Annotated in this window: 17 protein-coding genes, 1 tRNA gene and 2 pseudogenes; 11 read left to right on the top strand and 9 right to left on the bottom strand. The window is 61.8% G+C overall.

All coding sequences use genetic code 11. The features are described from left to right. Positions 1-93 precede the first annotated feature (93 nt). From ACVWVP_RS03750 to ACVWVP_RS03760, 3 genes are read left to right on the top strand one after another with little or no spacing between them, the layout of a single operon-like run. The gene (locus ACVWVP_RS03750; protein WP_457404497.1) at positions 94-1,314 is read left to right on the top strand and encodes a TolC family protein; all 1,221 of its coding nucleotides are present in this window, start codon (positions 94-96) and stop codon (positions 1,312-1,314) included. A gap of 16 nt (positions 1,315-1,330) precedes the next feature. Next, positions 1,331-2,437 (top strand): efflux RND transporter periplasmic adaptor subunit, encoded by a 1,107-nt coding sequence (locus ACVWVP_RS03755; RefSeq protein WP_457404498.1) that lies wholly within the window; start codon positions 1,331-1,333, stop codon positions 2,435-2,437. A gap of 18 nt (positions 2,438-2,455) precedes the next feature. Further along, complete coding sequence (locus tag ACVWVP_RS03760) at positions 2,456-5,593, top strand: CusA/CzcA family heavy metal efflux RND transporter (protein WP_457404499.1); 3,138 nt, start codon at positions 2,456-2,458, stop codon at positions 5,591-5,593. Positions 5,594-5,721: 128 nt separating this feature from the next. Here ACVWVP_RS03760 and ACVWVP_RS03765 read toward each other — a convergent pair whose 3' ends face one another. The 3 genes from ACVWVP_RS03765 to ACVWVP_RS03775 all read right to left on the bottom strand — a co-directional run bounded on the left by ACVWVP_RS03765 (position 5,722) and on the right by ACVWVP_RS03775 (position 9,435). Beyond that, positions 5,722-7,104, bottom strand: a complete 1,383-nt coding sequence (locus ACVWVP_RS03765; RefSeq protein WP_259172012.1) for a heavy metal sensor histidine kinase — start codon at positions 7,102-7,104, stop codon at positions 5,722-5,724. Beyond that, on the bottom strand, positions 7,101-7,775 hold the full coding sequence (locus ACVWVP_RS03770; protein ID WP_178919263.1) for a heavy metal response regulator transcription factor: 675 nt from the start codon (positions 7,773-7,775) through the stop codon (positions 7,101-7,103). The genes ACVWVP_RS03765 and ACVWVP_RS03770 overlap by 4 nt, the downstream gene beginning before the upstream one ends. A 340-nt stretch (positions 7,776-8,115) precedes the next feature. Then, positions 8,116-9,435 carry an OprD family porin gene (locus ACVWVP_RS03775; protein WP_457404500.1) on the bottom strand — a complete coding sequence of 440 codons (1,320 nt, stop codon included), beginning with the start codon at positions 9,433-9,435 and terminating at the stop codon, positions 8,116-8,118. 225 nt (positions 9,436-9,660) lie between these two features. On the opposite strand from ACVWVP_RS03775, the gene ACVWVP_RS03780 reads away from it, so the two are divergent. The 4 genes and pseudogenes from ACVWVP_RS03780 (at position 9,661) to ACVWVP_RS03795 (ending at position 12,044) form a co-directional block, all read left to right on the top strand. After that, on the top strand, positions 9,661-9,993 hold the full coding sequence (locus ACVWVP_RS03780) for a DUF2790 domain-containing protein (protein WP_457404501.1): 333 nt from the start codon (positions 9,661-9,663) through the stop codon (positions 9,991-9,993). A gap of 195 nt (positions 9,994-10,188) precedes the next feature. Beyond that, positions 10,189-10,875: pseudogene (locus ACVWVP_RS03785) on the top strand (PAS domain-containing protein); the annotation flags it as partial. Between the two features lie 108 nt (positions 10,876-10,983). Then, positions 10,984-11,415, top strand: a pseudogene (locus ACVWVP_RS03790) (methyl-accepting chemotaxis protein); the annotation flags it as partial. Positions 11,416-11,468: 53 nt separating this feature from the next. Continuing rightward, positions 11,469-12,044 carry a flavin reductase family protein gene (locus tag ACVWVP_RS03795; RefSeq protein ID WP_457404502.1) on the top strand — a complete coding sequence of 192 codons (576 nt, stop codon included), beginning with the start codon at positions 11,469-11,471 and terminating at the stop codon, positions 12,042-12,044. Between the two features lie 172 nt (positions 12,045-12,216). Here ACVWVP_RS03795 and ACVWVP_RS03800 read toward each other — a convergent pair whose 3' ends face one another. Then, positions 12,217-13,026 carry an AraC family transcriptional regulator gene (locus ACVWVP_RS03800; RefSeq protein ID WP_259172008.1) on the bottom strand — a complete coding sequence of 270 codons (810 nt, stop codon included), beginning with the start codon at positions 13,024-13,026 and terminating at the stop codon, positions 12,217-12,219. A gap of 138 nt (positions 13,027-13,164) precedes the next feature. Here ACVWVP_RS03800 and ACVWVP_RS03805 point away from each other — a divergent pair, with 138 nt between their 5' ends. Further along, positions 13,165-13,803: a LysE family transporter gene (locus ACVWVP_RS03805; protein ID WP_457404503.1), complete on the top strand. Its 639-nt coding sequence runs from the start codon at positions 13,165-13,167 to the stop codon at positions 13,801-13,803. 44 nt (positions 13,804-13,847) lie between these two features. Beyond that, positions 13,848-14,942 carry a D-alanine--D-alanine ligase gene (gene ddlA / locus ACVWVP_RS03810; protein ID WP_178919255.1) on the top strand — a complete coding sequence of 365 codons (1,095 nt, stop codon included), beginning with the start codon at positions 13,848-13,850 and terminating at the stop codon, positions 14,940-14,942. Positions 14,943-15,029: 87 nt separating this feature from the next. Here ddlA and ggt read toward each other — a convergent pair whose 3' ends face one another. The 5 genes from ggt to ACVWVP_RS03835 form a co-directional block, all read right to left on the bottom strand. Next, positions 15,030-16,859 carry a gamma-glutamyltransferase gene (gene ggt / locus ACVWVP_RS03815; RefSeq protein WP_457404504.1) on the bottom strand — a complete coding sequence of 610 codons (1,830 nt, stop codon included), beginning with the start codon at positions 16,857-16,859 and terminating at the stop codon, positions 15,030-15,032. 36 nt (positions 16,860-16,895) lie between these two features. Then, positions 16,896-17,675 carry a PhzF family phenazine biosynthesis protein gene (locus tag ACVWVP_RS03820; protein ID WP_259172006.1) on the bottom strand — a complete coding sequence of 260 codons (780 nt, stop codon included), beginning with the start codon at positions 17,673-17,675 and terminating at the stop codon, positions 16,896-16,898. Positions 17,676-17,806: 131 nt separating this feature from the next. Further along, positions 17,807-18,640 carry an EamA family transporter gene (locus ACVWVP_RS03825; RefSeq protein WP_178919252.1) on the bottom strand — a complete coding sequence of 278 codons (834 nt, stop codon included), beginning with the start codon at positions 18,638-18,640 and terminating at the stop codon, positions 17,807-17,809. 122 nt (positions 18,641-18,762) lie between these two features. Then, positions 18,763-18,839: transfer RNA gene (locus tag ACVWVP_RS03830), tRNA-Met, on the bottom strand. A gap of 241 nt (positions 18,840-19,080) precedes the next feature. Further along, on the bottom strand, positions 19,081-19,632 hold the full coding sequence (locus ACVWVP_RS03835; protein WP_178919303.1) for an RNA polymerase sigma factor: 552 nt from the start codon (positions 19,630-19,632) through the stop codon (positions 19,081-19,083). A gap of 262 nt (positions 19,633-19,894) precedes the next feature. On the opposite strand from ACVWVP_RS03835, the gene sctW reads away from it, so the two are divergent. Next, positions 19,895-20,962, top strand: a complete 1,068-nt coding sequence (gene sctW, locus ACVWVP_RS03840; protein WP_178919251.1) for a type III secretion system gatekeeper subunit SctW — start codon at positions 19,895-19,897, stop codon at positions 20,960-20,962. Further along, the gene (gene sctV, locus ACVWVP_RS03845) at positions 20,959-23,052 is read left to right on the top strand and encodes a type III secretion system export apparatus subunit SctV (protein ID WP_178919250.1); all 2,094 of its coding nucleotides are present in this window, start codon (positions 20,959-20,961) and stop codon (positions 23,050-23,052) included. The genes sctW and sctV overlap by 4 nt, the downstream gene beginning before the upstream one ends. Positions 23,053-23,055 lie beyond the last annotated feature (3 nt).

Below are 23,055 nucleotides of genomic sequence, written 5' to 3' on the forward strand. Positions count from 1 at the left end.
TGTAATCTTTCCTCCACCGCCGCGATAAGTGCCGAACGCTACAGTGCCCCCGCTGGGAAACCTCAGCAATTTCATGGGCGTGGAACTCTCGTTATGGCACTTTTGCTTAGAACACTGTTGGGGGCGGCGGCCTTGTGGGCAGCCGCCAGTGCCGTCCAGGCACAAACCCTCACCCTCGACTCGGCCCTGCAAACCGCCTTCGCCAACAACCCGGACCTGGCGGCTGCGCAATGGGAAATCGACATCGCCAGGGGCGGTCGCCAGCAAGCGGGGTTGATCCCCAACCCGGTGGTTTCGCTGGATGCCGAAGACACCCGCCGCGACACCCGCACCACCACCCTCAAGCTCAGCCAGACCCTGGAACTGGGCGGCAAGCGTGGCGCGCGTATCGACGTGGCGACCCGGGCCCAGGACGCGGCGGCGCTGACCCTGGAGCAGCGGCGCAACGGCTTGCGCGCCGAGGTGATCGACAGCTATTACAGCGCCCTGCGCGCCCAGGAGCGCCTTGATCTGGCGCAGCGCTCGCTGGCCCTGGCCGAGCGCGGCCTGGTGGTCGCCAATGGGCGTGTGACAGCGGGCAAATCGTCGCCGGTGGAAGCCACCCGCGCTCAGGTGCAACTGTCGGAAATACGCCTGGAGCTGAACCGCGCCGAGGTCGGTCTCTCCGACGCCTATCGTCGCCTGGCCGCCAGCACCGGCAGCGCCGCCATCGACTTCCAGGCTGTTGCGGCGCCCACCCAAGTGGCACCGCAGTTGCCCGCCTCGGCCCAGTTGCTGGCACGCCTGGAACACACCACCGAACTGCGCCTGGCCGAACTGCAGATCCTGCAAAGCGAAGCCAGCGTCGGCCTGGAAAAAGCCCAGCGCATTCCTGACCTCGACCTGTCCATCGGTAGCCAATACGACGCCAGTGTGCGCGAGCGGGTGAACCTGATCGGCGTGTCGATGCCCATTCCGTTGTTCAACCGCAACCAGGGCAGCGTACTCGCGGCGAGCCGTCGTGCCGACCAGGCCCGCGACCTGCGCAACGCCACCGAGCTTCGCCTGCGCACCGAAACCCGCCAGGCCCTGGACCTGTGGCAAACCGCGAACACTGAAGTGCGTGCGTTCAACCAGCAGATCCTGCCCGCCGCGCAACGTGCGGTGGACAGTGCCACCCGTGGCTTCGAGATGGGCAAGTTCAACTTCCTCGACGTGCTCGACGCCCAGCGCACCTTGATCGCAGCCCGCACCCAATACCTCGCGGCCACCGCCCAGGCCACCGACGCCTGGGTGCGCATCGAACGAATCTACGGCGACCTCGCCCGGTTTTGATTTTCTGGAGTCCTCTATGAACCCTAAACATGGCGTGGCGCTTGCCGTCGCCCTCGGCCTGATGCTGTCCGGTTTTGCCAAGGCCGACGAAGAAGAAGGCGCACTTGAACTCACCGAACAGCAGATCCAGGCGGCCGGCATTCAGCTTGCTCAGGCGCAGCCCCGTGCGATCAGCACGATGCTCACGCTGCCCGGCGAAGTGCGTTTCGACGAAGACCGTACCTCGCACATCGTGCCCCGTGCGGCAGGCGTGGTGGAGTCGGTGAAGGTCAATCTTGGCCAGTCGGTAAAGAAGGGCGAGGTGCTGGCAGTGATCGCCAGCCAGCAGATTTCCGACCAACGCAGCGAGTTGGCGGCCAGCGAACGTCGGGTCGAACTGGCCCGCACCACCTTCCAGCGTGAGCGTCAGTTGTGGCAGGACAAAATCTCCGCCGAGCAGGATTACCTGCTGGCGCGCCAGGCCCAGCAGGAAGCCGAAATCGCCCTGAACAATGCGCGCCAGAAGATGAACGCCCTCAGCGGCAGCGCGGTGTTGGTGGGCGGCAATCGCTATGAATTGCGTGCGCCGTTCGCCGGCACCGTGGTGGAAAAACACCTGGGCGTGGGCGAGGTGGTCAGTGAAACCAGCAACGCCTTTACCCTCTCGGACCTGTCTCAGGTGTGGGTCACCTTCGGCGTGTTTCCCAAGGACTTGAACAAGGTGCGTGTCGGCAAACCGGTGACCGTCAGCTCCACGGAAATGGGCACCGAGGTGCAAGGCACCGTGGCCTATGTCGGCAACCTGCTCGGTGAGCAAACCCGCACCGCCACCGTGCGCGTGACCGTGCCCAACCCCGATGACGCCTGGCGCCCCGGCCTGTTTGTGTCGGTACAAGTGGCCACCGACACCTACCAGGCCAAGGTCGCCGTGCCGCAGGCCGCGATCCAGACCGTCGAGGACAAACCCTCGGTGTTCGTGCGCACCCCGGACGGTTTTATCACCCGCCATCTGGAGCTGGGCGTCAGCGAAAACGGCTACGTCGAAGTGCGCCAGGGCCTCGACGCCGGGGCACAGGTGGCCACGGTCGGCAGCTTCATCCTCAAGTCCGAACTGGGCAAAGGCTCGGCCGAACACGCCCATTGATCCTGCGAGTGATTCCCCATGTTTGAACGCCTTATCCAATTTGCCATCGAGCAGCGCATCATCGTGCTGCTGGCGGTGCTATTGATGGCCGGTGTCGGCATCGCCAGCTATCAGAAGTTGCCCATCGACGCGGTGCCCGACATCACCAACGTGCAGGTGCAGATCAACTCCGCAGCGGCCGGTTACTCGCCGCTGGAAACCGAACAGCGCATCACCTTTCCCATCGAAACCGCCATGGCCGGGCTGCCGGGCTTGCAGCAGACCCGTTCGCTGTCGCGCTCCGGGCTGTCCCAGGTTACGGTGATTTTCAAAGACGGCACCGACCTGTTCTTCGCCCGCCAGTTGGTCAACGAGCGCCTGCAAGTGGCCCGCGAGCAGTTGCCCGACGGTATCGAAACCGCCATGGGGCCGGTTTCTACAGGCCTCGGTGAAATTTTCCTGTGGACGGTGGAGGCCAAGGAGGGCGCGCTCAAGGACGACGGCACGCCCTACACCCCGACTGACCTGCGGGTGATCCAGGACTGGATCATCAAGCCGCAACTGCGCAACGTGCCGGGCGTGGCCGAGATCAATACCATCGGCGGTTTCGCCAAGGAGTATCAGATCGCCCCCGACCCCAAGCGCCTGGCGGCCTACAACCTGACCTTGGGCGATCTGGTCACGGCGCTGGAGCGTAACAACGCCAACGTCGGCGCCGGGTATATCGAGCGCAGCGGCGAACAGTTGTTGATTCGGGCACCGGGCCAGGTGGCGTCCGTCGACGACATTGCCAATATCGTGATCACCACCTCGGACGGCACGCCGATTCGTGTGCGTAATGTGGCACAGGTCGACATCGGCCGTGAGTTGCGCACAGGGGCGGCCACCGAAAACGGCCGGGAAGTGGTGCTGGGCACGGTGTTCATGCTGATCGGCGAAAACAGCCGCACGGTGTCCCAGGCGGTGGCGAAAAAACTTGAGGAGGTCAACCGTTCGCTGCCTGAAGGCGTGGTGACGGTCACCGTGTACGACCGCACCCATCTGGTGGAAAAAGCCATCGCCACCGTGAAGAAAAACCTCTTCGAAGGCGCGCTGCTGGTGGTGGCGGTGCTGTTCCTGTTCCTGGGCAACATTCGTGCGGCACTGATCACCGCGATGGTGATTCCGCTGGCGATGTTGTTCACCTTTACCGGGATGTTCACCAACAAAGTCAGCGCCAACCTGATGAGCCTGGGCGCGCTGGACTTCGGCATCATCGTCGACGGCGCGGTGGTGATTGTCGAAAACGCCATTCGCCGCCTGGCCCATGCGCAACAACGTCACGGGCGCTTGCTGACGCGCAGCGAACGCCTGCACGAAGTGTTCGCGGCCGCCAAGGAAGCGCGGCGTGCGCTGATCTTCGGGCAACTGATCATCATGGTGGTGTACCTGCCGATCTTCGCCCTCACCGGCGTGGCCGGGAAGATGTTTCACCCGATGGCGTTCACCGTGGTGATCGCCTTGTTCGGCGCGATGATCTTGTCGGTGACCTTCGTGCCGGCGGCCATTGCGCTGTTCGTCACCGGTAAGGTCAAGGAAGAAGACAACGGGGTGATGCGCACCGCACGTCGCACCTATGCGCCGGTGCTCGACTGGGTGATGGCGCGCCGTCCGCTGGTGTTCGGGTTGGCGGTGTTGACCATCGTGGGTTCGGGCTGGGTCGCCAGTCGCATGGGCAGCGAGTTTATCCCCAGCCTCAGCGAAGGCGACTTCGCCCAGCAAGCCCTGCGCGTACCCGGCACCAGCCTCACGCAATCGGTGCAGATGCAGCAGCAACTGGAAAAAACCTTGATGGCCCAGGTGCCGGAAATCGAGCGGGTGTTTGCGCGCACCGGCACGGCGGAAATCGCCTCGGACCCCATGCCGCCGAACATTTCCGACAGCTACGTGATGCTCAAGCCGAAGGACCAATGGCCGGACCCGAAAAAGTCCCGCGAAGCCCTGATCGCCGATATCCAACGGGCCAGTGCGATTGTGCCAGGCAGTGCGTATGAACTGTCGCAGCCGATCCAGTTGCGCTTCAACGAGCTGATTTCCGGGGTGCGCAGCGATGTGGCGGTGAAGGTATTTGGTGATGACATGGCGGTGCTGAACAAGACGGCTGCCGAGATCGCCGAGACCTTGCAAACCCTCAATGGCGCCTCGGAAGTGAAGGTGGAGCAGACGTCCGGCTTGCCGGTGCTGACCATCAATATCGACCGCGACAAGGCCGCGCGTTTTGGCCTGAACGTGGGCGATGTGCAGGACACCATTGCCGTCGCCGTCGGCGGGCGCCAGGCCGGCACGCTGTACGAAGGCGATCGCCGATTCGACATGGTCGTGCGTTTGTCCGACGCGTTGCGCACCGACATCGATGGTTTGTCGCGGTTGTTGATCCCGGTACCGGCGTTGGCCGGCAATGCCTCGGGGCAATTGGGGTTTATTGCGTTGTCCCAGGTGGCCAGCCTGGACCTGGTGCTCGGCCCCAACCAGATCAGCCGCGAGAACGGCAAGCGCCTGGTGATCGTCAGCGCCAACGTGCGTGGGCGTGACATCGGCTCGTTTGTCGAGGAGGCCGAGGCGGCCATTACCGCGCAAGTTAACGTGCCGGCCGGTTACTGGACCAGCTGGGGCGGCCAGTTCAAACAGTTGAAAGAAGCGTCCGAGCGTTTGCGCATTGTGGTGCCGGTGGCCTTGCTGCTGGTGTTCGGGTTGCTGTTCATGATGTTCAACAACCTCAAGGATGGGTTGCTGGTGTTCACCGGCATTCCGTTCGCGTTAACCGGTGGGGTCATGGCGCTGTGGCTGCGGGACATTCCGCTGTCGATCTCGGCGGGGGTGGGGTTTATCGCGTTGTCCGGCGTGGCGGTGCTCAACGGGCTGGTGATGATTGCGTTTATCCGCAACCTGCGCGAGGAAGGGCGTTCATTGTCGGCGGCGATCCATGAAGGGGCGTTGACACGCTTGCGCCCGGTGCTGATGACGGCACTGGTGGCGTCCCTCGGGTTCATCCCCATGGCGCTGGCCACTGGCACCGGCGCCGAAGTGCAGCGCCCGCTGGCGACGGTGGTGATCGGCGGCATCATCTCTTCCACCTTGCTGACCTTGCTGGTGCTGCCGGCCCTCTACCAATGGGCACATCGCAAAGAGGAGTCATGAAAACACTGTGGACAAAATGTGGGAGCTGGCTTGCCTGCGATGCAGGCACCTCGGTGTCTCCGTTGCAGTGCGGTGATGCTATCGCAGGCAAGCCAGCTCCCACCCGAAGCACAACAGAAGATGCTGATTTACAGGGGGAAGACCAGCCGGAACAACGTGAAGCCTCCAGGCAGGCTGCGCACATCAGCCTGGCCCTGATGCAGGCTCATGATCGACCGCACGATGGCCAGTCCCAGACCGGTGCCGCCTTCGGTGCGTGCACGGCTGCTGTCGACACGGTAGAAGCGCTCGAACAGGTGAGGCAAATGTTGCGCTTCAATCCCCGGGCCCGGGTTGCTCACGGACACTGAAGCGTGGTTGCCATAGGCCTCCACCAACAGCGAAATGTTTGAGCCTTGCGGCGTGTGGCGAATGGCATTGGACAGCAAGTTGGAAAGCGCGCGCTGGATCATCAGGCGGTCGCCCTGCACCTGGGCATCGCCGCTCAAGGTCAGGGTCAACTGCTTGTCCTCGGCGCTCAGGGCGAACAATGCCATCACCCGGTGGGCTTCGTCGGCCAGTGACACGGCGGTGAACGAAGCCCGTGCGGCGGGGTGGCTGACCTGGGCCAGGAACAGCATGTCGGAGACGATGCGCGCCAGGCGCTCCAGCTCTTCGGTGTTGGATTCAAGCACCGCCTTGTATTCCTCAGGCGGTCGCTGGCGCGACAGCGTCACCTGGGCCTTGCCCATCAGGTTGGTCAGGGGCGCACGCAGTTCGTGGGCGAGGTCATCGGAGAATTGCGAGAGCTGCTGCACCCCGGCGTCCAGGCGCTTGAGCATCACGTTGAAACCCTGCGCCAGCTCACCCAGCTCCTGCGGCAAGTTGTCGACGGACAGGCGATGGGTCAGGTCCTGGGTGGTGACCTTGGCCGCGACCTGGCTGAATTGCTTCAACGGCGCCAACCCACGTTGCACCAGCCACCAGGCGCCCATGCCGATCAGGATCAGCAGCATCGGCAAGGCGATCACCGTGGCGCGCAGGTAGGCACTGAGCAAGGCCTGGTCGTCCATGCGGTCCAGGGACAACACCACGCGCACCCGTTCGCCACTGGCCAGGCGCATCAGGCTTGAGGCACTCAGGACTTGGTTGCCGTAGCTGTCTTCCCAATTGAGATAACCGAGGGTGTCGCGATGGGCATAGTCAGTCAGCAACGGCTGCTGAGGCTTGGCTCCGACACTCAGCAACACGCGGTCATCCGGCGCGGTAGCGACGATGGTCAGGTAGAAATTGTCATGACCGATTACCAGGTCCATCAGCGAGTGCGGGCGGCCGCGAATGGCGTCGGTGTCCAGGCCTTGGGCGAGGCTGTGCTGGATCTGCTCCATCTTGCTCTCCAGGCCCTTGCGCGCGAGTTTTTCCAGCTCGTGGCTGAGCGCCACGTAGGCCAGGGTCGCCAACAGCAACACCAGGCCTGCGCCCATCAGGCTCACGGTCAGCCCCAGGCGCATCGACAGGCTGCCGGTCCTCATGGGCGCGCCTCCAACACGTAGCCCACGCCACGGATGGTGTGGATCAGCTTGACCTCGCTCTGGTCGTCCACCTTGGCCCGCAGGCGGCTGATGGAGACCTCCACCACGTTGGTGTCGCAGTCGAAATTCATGTCCCACACCAGCGAGATGATCTGTGTGCGGGTCAGCACTTCACCGGCCTGGCGCATCAACACCTGGAGCAGGGCGAACTCCTTGGTGGTCAGGTCGATGCGCCGGGTACCGCGATAGGCGCGGTGGCGGCGCGGGTCCAGTTCCAGGTCCGACACGCAGAACACTTCGGGCTGCGGGATGTGTTCGCTGCGTCGCAATAAAGTGCGCACCCGCGCGAGCAATTCGGGAAATTCGAAGGGCTTGACCAGGTAGTCGTCGGCGCCCATGTCCAGGCCTTTGATCTTGTCGTCCAGGCGGCCACGGGCGGTGAGCATCATCACGCGCTGGGTGCCGTTGCGGCGCAATTGTTCCAGCACTTGCCAGCCATCCTTGCCGGGCAGGTTGACGTCTAGGATCACCAGTTCGTAAGCGTGCTGCCCGGCCAGGTGCAGGCCGTCGATGCCATTGGTGGCGCAGTCGACCACATAGCCGCTTTCGCTGAGGCCTTGTTGCAGGTAAGCGGCGGTTTTTTGCTCGTCCTCAACCACAAGGATACGCATGGGGATTGACCTTTTTCGCAATGAGAAGGGGGATCCATTTCCTTATGGAGGGTGTTGCCGGGGAGTCGCAGACTCTGAACCGTGAAGTAACTTCAGGGTCAACTGCGACCATCGGTCGCAACTAAAGTGAACAGCCAAAAAAAACGCCCCAGTGGGGCGCTAAAAATCCATCTCTTTCCAAAGGAGCTACACAAAAGCTTCAGAGATGAATGTGCTCGGTGTTGCCAGTTGAGGCCAGTCTACGAAGTTCAACTTAACAAGAAGGTGAGGCCAATATTACAGTTTTGATAACTGGCAATTTGTGAACAGATGTTAGTCAAGCGCGAACGAATGTAATGAATCAGAGAAGGGTCATGGGGTATTCGGCAATCACGCGCACTTCTTCCAAGTCTGACTCGAATGCACTGGAACGCACCGTGGCCTGGCGCAAACGCAGCGACAAGTCTTTCAAGTTGCCACTTTGCACCACGTACTTGGCTTCGATATCACGTTCCCAACGACGTTGATCGGTCAGCGGGTTGCCCGCCCCGTCGCGGCGCATGTACACCGCGTTGGCGTTGCTGTAGTCGGCGCCGGTGCCCTTGCCGTAGCGGGTCATGAACGACAGGCCGGGAATGCCGAACGCCTGCATGTCCAGGTCGTAGCGCACCATCCACGAACGCTCCTTGGGTGAGTTGAAGTCGCTGTACTGGATCGAGTTGTTGAGGAAGATCGAGTCTGACTGGCGCAGGTAATCAAAGTCGTCGTCACCGTTGTTGCGCTGGTGCGACACGGCCACGCTGTGGGCGCCGACCTTCACCCCGACCCTGGCACTCCAGATGCTGTTGTCGAATTCACCCAGCCGCTTCTTTCCCTCATCCACGGCCTTGTAATAGTTGACGTCGCCGAACAGCGAGACGTCTTCGTTCAGCGGGTAGCTGGCGGCGCTCCCCAGGTAATACTGATCCCAGGCGTCCTTGAGGCGGCTGCTGTACAGGCTCAGGCTGAGGTGCTTGTTCACCGTGTAATCGCCGCCGAAATAGCCGATCCAGGGCGAGTCGACCTTGCCTGCATAGAACGTTGCAAAGCCGTTGTTCATGCCACTTTCATTGGGCTGGCTCATGCCGCTCAAACGGCCACCTTGCAGGCTCAGGCCTTCGACGCTGGTGTTTTGCGCGGTCACGCCACGAAAGCTTTCGGGCAATAGGCGCGAGTCGCCGTAGGCCACCACCGGCGTGACTGGGAACACGTCGCCGGCCTTGATCACGGTGTCGAGTACACGCAGTTTTGCGGCGCCGCCGACTTTGCTGTAGCCGGTTTCCGGATGGTCTTCGCTGTCCACCGGCAACACGCCGAACGAACCCTTGCCGCCGCTGCGACCGGTGCCCGAATCGAGCTTGAGGCCGTACAGGGCAAAAGCGTCCAGGCCAAACCCCACCGTGCCTTGGGTAAAGCCCGATTCGAACTTGCCGATCAACCCCTGCGCCCAGGCTTCGGAATAGCCATTGCCGGTAGGGCTGGACTGGCCCTTGCGGTCATCGCGGTTGAAGTGAAAATTGCGCGCCAGCACATTCAGGCTGCTGCCTTCGATAAAGCCTTCGGGCTTGTCTTCCATGGCCACGGCGGCCAGGGGCAATGCGGCAATCAATGAAAAGGGAAGGGTGTAATACACAGTGCTCATGTTGCGCTCCTCGGTAGTGGCAGTGTTCAGCTTCTTATGGAGGTGGGCGTTCTTATTGATCTGGCCCGGGCTGATAGTTGCAAACCGCAGATAACGGCGAAGTGGCACAAACATTACAATTCTGGAAACTAACTTCCATCTAACAAATAAGTAATGTTCTGGTGAACATGTCGTCAGGGTTCGCTGTTTATTCTCGGTACTGAACTTTAAGTCGAGGAACACGTGATGAACTTTTATAAACTTGGCCTGGGTGTACTGGCTGTGGTGTTGTCATTCGGTGCAGTAGCCGAGGGCGGTGGTGATCGCACCTTTGCCTTGATGATGGAGCGCAATGAAAAAGCGATGGCCGACTATGCCAACCGGGTCGGCAAGCCGGTGCCTGAAGTGCAGGCGTACCGCTACGGCATGAAGCTGGACATTGCCAAGGTGGTCAACGTCACGCCGCCGATCCGTTCGTGCAATCCAGTGCCGTCGCGCATGACCTATGAAGACTCCAGCGGCAAGCTCAATACCCTTGAATATCAGGTGATGGGCGTATGCCGAAATAACGGTGGTTAATGGATCCAAAAAATCAGTGGGGTACTGCAAAAAAAGCGCTTCAGAAAATGCCGGCAGCGCCGATGCAGGTCAGATCCTCCTCCCTATTTGACCCATCGGTGCCCCATGTTCAACACCCGTTTGAAGCAGGAGCTGTCGGCTCTTCGCGAAGAATTGTCCAGCTTGCAGCAGGTCAAGGAGAGCCTGGAAAGCGAAATGCTGTGCCTGACGCTGGATGCTGACGGCCGTGTTGAGTGGGCCAATGCCAATTTCCTGCAGGAACTGGCTTACCAATCCGGCAGCATCGTGGGGCGCCCCATCGAAGACCTCGTGCCGGCGCATGTGCGTCAGGACGAATTTCAAAAGCGCTTCAAGAATGCCCTGGTGCGCGGTGAACACTTCGCCGGCACCGTGCGCCTGATGCGTGGCAATGGCCAGGAAGCCTGGCTGCGTTCGATCGTGCAGCCGGTGCGCAGCTCGGATGGGCGCATCAAGCATTTCTCGATCTACTCCAGTGACCTCACCCGCACCATCGAGGCATCGCGCGAGCATGAAAACCTGATCACTGCGCTGGTGCGCTCCACCGCTGTCATCGAGTTCGACCTCGGCGGCCACGTGCTCACCGCCAACGACCGTTTCCTGGGCGGCATGGGTTACAGCCTGGCGCAGATCCAGGGCAAACATCACCGCATGTTCTGCGAACCGGAGGAGTACAACAGCGCCGAGTACCAGCACTTCTGGAAGCGCCTGAATGCCGGAGAGTTCGTGGCGGCGCGCTTCAAGCGTGTGGACAGCCGTGGTAACACCGTGTGGTTGGAAGCCACCTACAACCCGGTCATGGATGCCACCGACCGGTTGTACAAAGTGGTCAAGTTCGCCACCGTGATCACCGACCAGGTCAACCGGGAACAAGCGGTTGCCGAGGCCGCCAATATCGCCTACAGCACGTCGCTGCAAACCGACAACAGCGCCCAGCGCGGCACCACCGTGGTGACCCAGGCGGTGGATGTGATGCGTGACCTGGCCAAGCACATGCAACAGGCGGGCGAAGGGATCGAGGCGCTCAACGACCAATCCCAGGTGATCGGCACCATCGTCAAGACCATCAGCGGCATTGCCGAACAAACCAACCTGCTGGCGCTCAACGCGGCCATCGAAGCGGCCCGCGCCGGCGAGCAGGGGCGCGGTTTTGCGGTGGTGGCCGATGAGGTTCGCCAGTTGGCCTCGCGTACCAGCAAGGCCACCGAGGAGATTGTCGGCGTGGTGCGCCAGAACCAGGACATGGCCCGCGATGCCGTGGCCCTGATGACCGACGGCCGCCTGCAGGCCGAGCAAGGCCTGGCCCTGGCGGCCGAGGCGGGCACCGTGATCGTGGAGATTCAGGACGGTGCGCAGAAGGTGGTCAGCGCCGTGGGGCAATTCGCCAATCAGCTGTCGAGCTGAACGTAGGGCTCAGGTATCGTAGGCTTCTTTCCTGCTTGATGAGCCGACCGTCCATGAGCCCTACCCACCGTCGCCCCGTTCCGCTGTCCAAGGCCTACCGCTTGCTCAACCACGGGCCGACCGTGCTGGTGAGCGCTGCGCACGAGGGCCGGCGCAATATCATGGCCGCTGCCTGGGCCATGCCGCTGGATTTCGAGCCGCCCAAAGTCGCGGTGGTGCTGGATAAGTCCACCTGGACCCGCCAATTGCTCGAAGGCGCCGGTACCTTTGTGCTGCAAGTCCCGTGCGTGGCCCAGGCCGACCTGGTGCAGACGGTCGGCAACACCAACGGCGCCGAGCTCGACAAGTTCGCCGCCTACGGCCTGCAGACCTTCCAGGGTGAACACACCGAAGCACCGCTGCTGGAAGGCTGCGTGGCCTGGCTGGAATGCCGCCTGCTGCCCGAGCCCCACATCCAGCAGACCTATGACTTGTTTCTGGGCGAAGTGGTCGCGGCCTATGCCGACGAGCGCGTGTTCAGCGAGGGGCATTGGCATTTCGAAGGGCAGGACCCGTTGCGTACCTTGCACCACATTGCGGGCGGAAATTTCCTGACCATCGGTGAGCCGATTACCGGCCGCCAGTTGTAGGCCTTACCCCTCGGTGTAAAGCCGGGCCAAAACCAAATGTGGGAGCGGGCTTGCTTGCGCTGGGGTGCGAAGCGCCCCCAAAAAGCCGGCTCCAGCTGCGCTGTCGAGCGGGAGCAAGCTCCCTCGCCACAGCAAGCCCCACGTGTTTTGACCGCGTTTTCAACAGCGGCCCTCAGCGTCCGAGCATTTTTACCCAGCGCGACGGCGGCATGCCGTAGGTGCTGCGAAATTGCCGGGTCATGTGGCTCTGGTCGGTAAAGCCGGCCGTCATCGCCGCATCCACCAACGATTGGCCTTGGGCCAGCAGGCTGCGCACCAGGTCCAGGCGGCGCATGGTCAGGTAGCGGTAGGGACTGGTGCCGAACAGCAGGCGGAAATCCCGCGACAACGCCCAACGGTCGCGGCCGGCGTGGTCGGCCATTTCTTCCAGGGTGATGCTGCGGCCCAGGGCGCTGTGGATAAATTCCCGGGCGCGTTCGGCGGCCACGTAATCGAAGCTCTTGCGACTGACGATCCCCCCCGAGACATTGCTCAGTGCGTGAGCCAGGTCGAACAGGGCGTCCTGTTCCTGCAGCGGGTCGATGGGGTTGTCCAGGTTCTGCAGCAGCACTTCGCTGGCGCGAAACAGCCTGGGGTCGGTGGACAGGCCATTGGGGATGAACGGCAACGGCTTGCCGCCGAGGATCTGCTGGATCAGCGAGGGCTCGACGTAAATCATCCGGTACTTGAAGCCTTCCTCGCTGCCGGCGTGACCGTCGTGGGTTTCATCCGGGTGGAGCACCATGGTCGTGCCGGGCACGCTGTGGACCATGTCGCCGCGATAGTGAAAGCTCTGCACGCCGGACAAGGTCCGCCCGATGGCGTAGGTGTCGTGGCGGTGCGGGTCGAAGGCGAAGCCGGCAAAGTATGCCTCGATGCGGTCCAGGCCACTGGCGTGTGGCGCGCGGTGCAGCCAGTCGAGGGAGCGTGTGGGGTGGCCCATGGTGGCTTGTCACAAAAAAGAGGTGGAAACACGTTAACCCAGTCTGCATTCCTTGTCTGCCGGGGTCTTGTACGATTGTGCAGGGGTGGGGCGGGGCCTATGATCGCGGCACATGTGTTGTGTTGATGGAGCTGCCCCATGGATTTTTTCAAGCTTGCTTACCTGGCCCCACTGGTTTCATTGGGCTTGCTCTGGATCGTTGCCGTCGTCACCCCAGGGCCGAACTTCTTCAATATCGCCCAACTGGCCGCCAACGGCTCGCGCCGCCATGGTGTGGCGGCTTCGGCAGGTGTGGCTTCTGGAACGATCTTGTGGGGGCTGGCAGGGGGCTTGGGGATCAAGTCGCTGTTCACCGCCGCGCCCATGCTGTACCTGGGCTTCAAGATTGTCGGCGGCTGCTACCTGATCTACTTGGGGCTCAAGCTGTTCAAGCGTTCGGCGCCGGCCGCCGGCTCGGATCTGTTGCCGAATGAGCCTCGGCGCTCGATGTTTTCAGCCTGGCGCCTGGGGCTGCTTGGCAACATCTCCAACCCCAAGTCGGCGTTGTTTGTCGCGACGATCTTTGCGTCGACCATGCCGCCCTCACCGTCGCCGATGTTGTTGACCCTGGCGGTGACCGTCATGGCCACCTTGTCGTTCAGTTGGTACTGCGCCGTGGCGTTGGTGTTTTCCAGTGAGCGCATGGCCAACCTCTACAGCCGTTCGCGCAAGTGGCTCGACCGCTTTGCCGGTGGCTGCTACGTGTTGTTCGGCGCACACCTGGTAGCGAGCCGCTGACCTGCCATGGTAAGAAGCCTTACTTTCAACAGTGAGGCAGGGTCATGAGCAAGGTGCGGGTAGGTATTATTTTTGGTGGCCGTTCGGCTGAGCACGAAGTCTCGCTGCAGTCGGCGCGCAACATTGTCGACGCCCTCGACCGCACACGTTTCGAGCCGGTGCTGATCGGTATCGACAAGGCCGGCCACTGGCACCTCAACGACACCTCGAACTTCCTGATCAATCAGGAAAACCCGGCCTTGATCGCCCTCAACCAGTCCAACCGTGAATTGGCGGTGGTGCCCGGCAAGGCCAGCCAGCAGGTGGTGGAAACCACCGGTAACGGCTTGCTCGAACATATCGACGTGATCTTCCCGATCGTCCACGGCACCCTGGGCGAAGACGGTTGCCTGCAAGGCCTGCTGCGCATGGCCGACCTGCCTTTTGTCGGCTCTGATGTGCTGGGCTCGGCGGTGTGCATGGACAAGGACATCAGCAAGCGCCTGCTGCGTGATGCGGGCATTGCCGTCACGCCGTTCATCACCCTGACCCGTGGCAACGCGGCGCGCACGTCCTTTGACAGGGCGGTGGATAAGCTCGGTTTGCCAATGTTCGTCAAACCCGCCAACCAGGGTTCATCGGTAGGCGTGAGCAAAGTCGGCAACGAAACCGAATACCTGGTTGCCGTTGAACTGGCGTTGGGCTTTGATGAAAAAGTGCTGGTGGAGTCGGCCGTGCAGGGCCGTGAAATCGAATGCGCCGTGCTGGGCAACGATAACCCCATCGCCAGTGGCTGCGGCGAGATTGTGGTGAACAGTGGTTTCTATTCCTACGACAGTAAATACATCGACGCCCAGGCCGCCCAGGTGGTGGTGCCGGCGGACATCAGCCAGGAAGCCAGCGAGCGAATCCGCCGCCTGGCCATCGAGGCCTTTGAAGTGCTGGGTTGCTCCGGCCTGGCGCGGGTCGACGTGTTCCTCACCGAAGACGGTGAAGTGCTGATCAACGAAATCAACTCGCTGCCCGGCTTCACCCGCATCAGCATGTACCCCAAGCTGTGGCAGGCAGCGGGGATGAGCTACAGCGAACTGGTCAGCCGGTTGATCGAGCTGGCGCTGGAGCGACATGCGGGGCGCAAGGGCCTGAAGATCAGCCGCTGACCTGATAAAAAACAATCTGCGCGGATGAAACCCAGGCCGCCTTCATCGCTACACGGTTTGATCGACGGTTCCCTGTTGATTAACCCGTCAGTCGCCGACCGCTTCGCCTTCGCGCCGAGGGTCGGCTCCGCCGCTCAGCATTGCCTTGCCCTGGGTATCGCGGGTGCGAACGATGGCCTGTATGCCACTGGTCATGTCGATTTCGCTCAACGCGTGTCCCTTGTCCTTGAGCGCTTGTTTCAACGCTGGGCTGAACAGGCCTTGTTCCAGCTCGGTCGCCCCATTGCGGCTGCCGAAATTGGGCAGGCTGATGGCGGCTTGCGGGTCGAGCTTCCAGTCGAGCATTGCCACCAATGATTTGCTGACGTACTCGATGATCTGCGAACCACCGGGCGAACCTACCGTGGCCAGCAACTCGCCACTCTTGCGGTCGAACACCAGCGTCGGCGCCATGGCCGAACGCGGGCGCTTGCCGGGTTCGACACGGTTGGCCACCGGTTGCCCGTTTTCTTGCGGGATGAAGGAAAAGTCGGTCATCTGGTTGTTGAGCAAAAAGCCCTGGACCATCACATGGGCGCCGAACGCCGCTTCCACCGTGGTGGTCATCGACACGGCCCCGCCCTGGTCATCCACGGCCACCACTTGCGAGGTGGAGATGCGCAGCGGCGAGCGGTCCGGTGCATAGGCCACCTGGACGCCAGCAGGTGTGCCCGGCTTGGCGATGCCCATGCTGCGTTCGCCGATCAGGCTGGCGCGCTGGGCCAGGTAGCTCGGTGCGACGAGACCGGCGACCGGTACGGGCACGAAGTCAGCATCGGCCACGTACAAACCACGGTCGGCGAACGCCAGTCGACCGGCCTCTGCCAGCAGATGAACAGCCTCAGGCGTCGGTTCAAGGCCGGCAGGTGATGGGCTCTTGACTGGCGTCATCGGCGCGATGGCCAAGCGCGGGTCGCGGGCTTCCAGTGCCTGCAAGGTGCCCAGGATTTGCGCGACTGCGATCCCGCCGGAGGACGGCGGCGGCATGCCGCACACCTTCCACTGTTTGTAGTCCGTACATAGTGGTGCGCGTTCCTTGGCGGTGTAGCCCTTGAGGTCCGCCTGGGACAGGCTGCCCGCGTTGCGATGGCCCTGGACCTTGCGCGCGATCTCATCGGCAATCGGCCCGTGGTACAGCGCGTCCGGCCCCTCTTTGGCAATGCGCTTGAACACGGCGGCCAGCGCCGGGTTTTTCAGCAGCGTACCGGTGGCCTTGGGGGTGCCATCGGCGTTCAGGAAATACGCCGCCATGTCGGGCGACTGGGGAATGTAGCGGTCAGCGGCGATCAGCGCGTGCAGGCGCGGGGAAATCGCAAAGCCCTGTTCCGACAAGCGAATCGCCGGCTCAAACAGTTTGGCCCATTGCAGGTGCCCGGTTTTCCTGTGCGCCATTTCCAGCGCGCGCAGTACGCCAGGAGTGCCCACCGAGCGCCCGCCGATCTGTGCCTCGGGGAACGCCATGGGCGTGCCGTCGGCCTTCAGGAACAAGCGCTCTGTCGCCCCGGCTGGCGCGGTTTCGCGACCGTCGTAGGCGTGCACGTTTTTCCCGTCCCACAGCATGATGAACGCGCCACCGCCGATACCGGACGACTGCGGCTCCACCAGGGTCAACACCGCCTGCATCGCGATGGCGGCGTCAATCGCCGAGCCGCCCTGGCGCAACATCTCGCGCCCGGCTTCAGCCGCCAGCGGGTTGGCGGCGGCGGCCATGTGGCGCTCGGCATGGCGGGTGGTGAGGTCGGTGCGATAGCCCGAACCCAGTTCCGGTGCCGGTGGCTGTTCGTTGACTGGGGTATGGCAGGCCACCAGGGTGAGGGCTGCTGCAATGACCGACAACTGCCGGCGGGAAATCGATAACACGCGCTGAACTCCGTTCATTTTGAGAATGATCTGTTGTCCTTGGGGTACTGCTTTTTACAGGTAAATCGTGCCTTGCAGGTAGAGCACGGCATGGCCCGAGATGATCACGCGGTCACCCTGGAGCGCGCAACGCAGTTGACCACGGCGCAGTCCGCCTTGTTCTGCCGTGAGTTGCTGCTTGCCCAGGCGTTCGGCCCAGAAAGGGGCGAGGGAGGTGTGGGCGGAGCCCGTCACCGGGTCTTCATTGACGCCTACGTTCGGACCGAACCAGCGGGAAATGAAATCGAACCGCGCGCTTTTGGCGGTCACGGCGACCCCGCGTTTGGGCAAACCCTTGAGGCGGGCAAAATCCGGCGTCAACGCGGCGACCTGCGCTTCATCGTCAAGCAGCACGATGTAGTCATCGGTGGCGAAGACGTCGGCGTTCTCAATCCCCAGTGCGCTCAACAGGCCGGCCGGTGGTTCACACGGTTGGGGCTGCTTGGCCGGGAAATCCATTGCCAGTTCGTCGCCATTGCGCGTGACCCGAAGCTCGCCGCTGCGGGTGGCAAAGCGCAACACCTCGGGTGCATCCGCCAGTTTGTGGATCAGTACCCAGGCGGCGGCAAGCGTGGCGTGGCCGCACAGGTCCACTTCGACTTCGGGGGTGAACCAGCGCAATTCGTAGACCTCGCCACGGGGCACAAAGAAGGCGGTTTCCGAAAGATTGTTTTCGGCGGCGATGTTCTGCAGCTGTTCGCTAGGCAGCCACTCGGTGAGCGGGCAGACGGCTGCCGGGTTGCCACCAAAGGCGTGGCGGCTGAAGGCGTCGACTTGGTAGATGTCCAGTTGCATCGGGGGCACTCCGTGTGGGGGAGGTGGGACACTAACAGCGGTGGCCTGGAGCGTCGCCGTACAGATGGCGTGTTTTTTTGTGCGCATGAGGTTGCTTCAGGGCCGCTTGTCGAGGCGCGCCCAGCGTGGGCTCAGCCCAGCCGCAATACCATCGCCCCGGCGGCGATGATGCAGGCTGCAATCACGCGCACCCGGGTCAGGTGCTCCTTGAGCACCAGGGCCGAGATCACCACGCCGAACAGGATCGACGTTTCCCGCAAGGCCGAAACGGTGGCGATGGGGGCGGCCGTCATCGCCCAGAGTGCCAGGCCGTAGGACGCCACGGTGCCCAGGCCACCGATCACGCCCTGGCGCCAGTAGCGCACACAGTACTGGCCGAACACCGTGCGCTTTGCAGCCAGTGCCCAGGCCGCGAGGGGGATGCCGGTGAGCAGGAAAATCCACAGCGTGTACGCCGCAGGCGCCCCCGACTTGCGTACGCCCAGGCCGTCGACAAGGGTGTAGCCGGCGATCACGCCGGCGTTGACCAGCGCTAACACCAGCCCTTTGCGCTGGCCGCCCGAGGGCGCGACGGCCATGCTCAAGATGCCGCTGGAGATGATGGCAATGCCAGCCCATGCCGCCACCGACAAGGGCTCCGCCAGCAGCAATACACTCACCGCGGCCACCAGCAACGGCGCGGTGCCCCGCATGATCGGGTAGGTCTGGCTCATGTCGGCAATGCGATAGGTCGAGGCGACCAGGACGAAGTAGAGCACCTGCAAGATCACCGACGCCCCAATGAACGGCCAACTTTCTCGCGCTGGCAAGGGGAGAAAGGGAATCACCGCCAAGGCCATCAGCGACGCGACGGACGTGATCATGCAAGTGGTCAGCAGCTTGTCCCCGCCACCCTTGACCACGGCATTCCAGGTGGCATGCAGCACAGCGCCCAGCATGATGACGGCGAACACATCAAGGCTCATGAATCGGGTTTCCTGTCGGGCTCAAGCCAGCAGCGTGGGGATGGACCGCTGCGAGTATGCCCCAGTACTTTTCTCGAGGCATAAAAAAACGGCCTACCTTTCGGTAAGCCGTTTTTAGTACTTGGTGGCTACACAGGGACTTGAACCCCGGACCCCAGCATTATGAATGCTATGCTCTAACCAACTGAGCTATGTAGCCAAGTGGCGCGCATTATTCGCGTAGAACGACAATGCGTCAAGCGTTTATTTTGAATTTTTATCTACGCTTTCAACTGTTTAACCGAAATCATCATTTGAAGCGACGAGCGGCGGGGGCTGACGGTCTCAACCGTCGAGATGTTCGTGCGTGCTTGGACGCCAGGTGATGCGGGAGCGATCGAGGGGGAGGGCTTCCATTGAGCGGGCATCCTTGCCGCCCAATAGTGGCTGATCAGCCAGGTTTACGGAGACAGCGGGTTGTGGGTGACGCGCTTGAGCTGTTCACGCGCTCGTGACAGACGTGAGCGAACGGTACCAATAGGAATGTCCAACACATCAGCGGTGTCCTGGTAGCTGCCGTCGGTTTCCAGCGAGGCATACAGCGTTTTGCGCATCTCCAGGGGCAGGTGATCAATCGCAATCAGGGTTTTCTCCAGTCGACGATTGATTTCAAACTCCCAGTCCAGGTTTCTATTTTCCTCCTGCCCATGCCAAAGCGCTTCGTCGAACTCACAATGCACGGGTTTGGCATACAGGCGCCGGAAGTGGTTGCGGATCAAATTTTGCGCAATTCCGCACATCCAGGTGCTGAGGGTGGCGTTACCGCTGAAACGCTCGCGGTTACGCCAGGCTTCCAGGTAAGTCAGCTGCAGAAGGTCGTCTGCATCCTCAGGATTGAGCACGCGTTTCTGGATGAAGCGCCGAAGCTTTTTTTGCTGGTCGTCTGTCAGTTGAAGCATGAATTGAGGCGAGCTACCGACGAGGTGCGCTAAAGCTTCAATCGGAATATTCATGATTTTTTCCTCAGGGTAGACACAGTCGAAAGGATGTCGACCGAACCCCTTTTGCATCGCCTGTGCCAAGCGGAAGAAATCACTAACTACTTGATTTTTATATGTAAATATCTTGAATTTAGATGGTTTTGCGCAACGGCTTGCACGAAGCGATCGAGGCTCGTGCAGGTTTTTTCAACCGGGGCGTAATGGTGAATGACGATGGAACCGTTTGGGGGGTGGCTGCCACGAAGGGGGACACTCTTTCAGTACTGGCCTGTCCATGAAAGTCGAATCCAGCAACGACGTCCGAACGATCCAGCATTTGGATCTACCTGTTGTCAGCCCTCCTGCCACGGCGCGTACGCCCGTGAAGGGGGTTGACGAGACGACCCAACTATTCAATCCGGAAGTGGAAGCCCATAGCCGAACGCTGAACCAGCGCGCGTTGGGCGTGCGTGTGCCCCCTGCCGAGAAGCTTGCGCAGTTGTACGAACAATTGGGGCACCCAGCCCAGGCGACCCTGGCGGCCACTTCACGGCGAATCAGGCTGCAATTGCTGCAGCAACCCGGTGTCGACAGGTTGCTCGAAATGACGGGGGGCGATCCGGCACGGGCATTCGTTGTACTCAAGCACGTGGCAGCCCGGGCGGACGCTGAGGTACGTAAGTCTGAAGCCGCCTTGGCGCGTGCCGCCATTACCAAGCTGGAGGTCCGCTTCAAGGGCGAGATCCAGGCCGGCTTGAATATTGCGGCGGCCTTGCAGGCTGTCGGCGTCGACCCAAAGGAGCGCCAGGCACTTCGTACGCTCTATTACGCGAGTGTCGTTACGCGTCAATCGTTAGCCACGATGATGCAGGCACTGTTGGGCATGTATGGGGGGGCGCGTTTCGGCGTTGGGCTCAAGTTGATGCGCAAAGCCCTGGCGGACGATATCGCGGCCATGGTTTCGTCCATGCCAACGCCTATGTTGCGTACGTTGCTGCAGGGGCTACAAAGCTGCGGGCAACTGAGCGGGGTGCTGGCGGGTTGCCAGGCGTTGACTCAGCGACTTTGCATTGAGCATGACGCGGTAGCCCTGCTGCAAGGCCTGCTGGGTTATGCCGGTAGCGGCATTGAGGCGGGTGAAGTCCTGCGGTTGGGGGATGAGTTGGGGGGTGGGCCGTTGGACCGGCAACTGGTGTCCCTCAATGCTCTTTATCCGTTGTTCCAGCAACTGCCCTTGGCCTTGTGGACCGACAGCCGAACCCGTCAAGAGACCCTGCAGGGCTTTCTGGTGGTGATGGATGAGCTGGATCGCATCCACCGTGGCCCCACGCGCTTTGCCGGTGAGCCGAGGCCACTGGCGTGACCGTGTTATCGGTCATTAACACCCTGTTGCTCAAAGTGGCGCAGCGCGCCGAAGTGTTGGGCGCGGTGGTGGTCTTGGCCATCGTTTTTATCTTTATTGTGCCGCTGCCCACATGGCTGGTGGATATTCTGATCGCCCTCAATATCTGCATTTCATGCCTGTTGATTGTATTGGCGCTTTACTTGCCCGGCCCCCTGGCGTTCTCGTCGTTCCCCTCGATCCTGTTGCTGACCACGATGTTTCGACTGGCGCTGTCGATCGCGACCACGCGCCTTATCCTGCTGGAACAGGACGCCGGCGATATCGTTGAAGCCTTTGGCAATTTTGTGGTGGGGGGCAACCTGGCGGTAGGGATGGTGATCTTCCTGATCCTGACGCTGGTCAACTTTCTGGTGATCACCAAAGGCTCGGAGCGGGTCGCTGAAGTGGCGGCGCGTTTCAGCCTGGACGCGATGCCTGGCAAGCAGATGTCCATCGACAGTGACTTGCGCGCAGGCCTGATCGACGGCGCCCAAGCACGAGACAAGCGCGAGCAGCTGTCCCGCGAGAGCCAGTTGTTCGGCGCCATGGACGGCGCCATGAAGTTCGTCAAGGGTGACGCTATTGCTGGTTTGATCATTGTCGTGGTCAACCTGTTGGGCGGTTTTTCTACGGGCATGTTCCAGCACGGCTTGAGCGCTGCAGACTCGATGGCGCTGTATTCGGTACTGACCATCGGTGACGGTTTGATCGCGCAGATTCCGGCGCTGCTGATCTCCTTGACTGCCGGCATGATCATCACCCGTGTGGCGCCGGATGGGCGTAAGGGCGTCAGTAACATGGGCGCTGAAATTGCTCGGCAAATGACCAGCGAACCCAAGAGTTGGGTGATCGCTTCTGTGGGAATGCTCGTCTTCGCCGCAGTGCCCGGCATGCCAACGGGGGTCTTCATGTTCATCTCGGCGATCACCGGTAGCCTCGGTTATTACCTGGTGCGCCAGCGTCAACGGGAAGCCCAGCCTGCCGCTGAAGCGGGCGAAGCGGTGCGTCCTGAGCAGAATGGCAGCGAGGATCTACGCGGGTTCGACCCGTCGCGGCCTTACCTGTTGCAGTTCTCCCCGGCCCTGCGTGGCACGCCTGAAGTGACGGACCTTATCCACGGGATTCGCCAGGCCCGAAATGCGCTGGTGGCCAATATCGGCCTGACACTGCCGCCATTCGAGGTGGAACTCGATGACTCGCTGGCCACCGATGAAATGCGTTTTTGTGTGCATGAAGTCCCGATGGTCAAGGCCTCGGTGGTCAACTATCTGGCTGTTGAGCGCAAGGCACTGAAGGATGAGCCCGCCCACGGCATACCTGGGTTGGCTGAGCGTGACGAACAGGACTGGATCTGGCTGGCGCCTGATGACCCGCTGCTCGAAGACCCGCAAGTGGAGCGCTTCAGCGCGGCGAGCCTGATCATTGAACGCATGAAGCAGGCGATGATGCTCAGTGGGCCACATTTCCTGGGCATCCAGGAGAGCAAAGCGATCCTCAGTTGGCTGGAGCACAACCAGCCGGAATTGGTGCAGGAGCTACAGCGGATCATGCCACTGTCACGTTTTTCGGCGGTGTTGCAGCGCTTGGCCAGTGAAGGCGTGCCCTTGCGCGCGGTACGGCTGATTGTCGAATCGCTGATCGAGTACGGCCAGCATGAGCGCGAACCTGAGGCACTGGCTGATTACGCTCGTATCGCCCTCAAAGCGCAGATCATGCATCAGTACAGTGAAGCTGATGGCCTGCATGCCTGGTTGCTCTCGCCTCAAACTGAAAGCACGTTGCGGGACGCGCTGCGCCAGACCCAGACCGGTGTCTTCTTTGCGCTCGACGATGAGCACAGCGCAGCCATGATCAACCTGCTCAACCAGGCTTTTACCGTTCGGCCCAAATTCAAGAGTGTGATGCTGGTCGCCCAGGACTTGCGCAGCCCGCTGCGGACATTGCTGCTCGAAGAATTCAACTACGTGCCGGTGCTGTCGTTCGCGGAGCTGGGAAGCAGCTCCAAGGTAAAAGTGCTGGGGCGTTTTGACCTTGCTCAGGTTGATTTGGTGCGCGGGGTACAGGCATGAGCC

The sequence above is a fragment of the Pseudomonas sp. TE24901 genome (assembly GCF_054058375.1).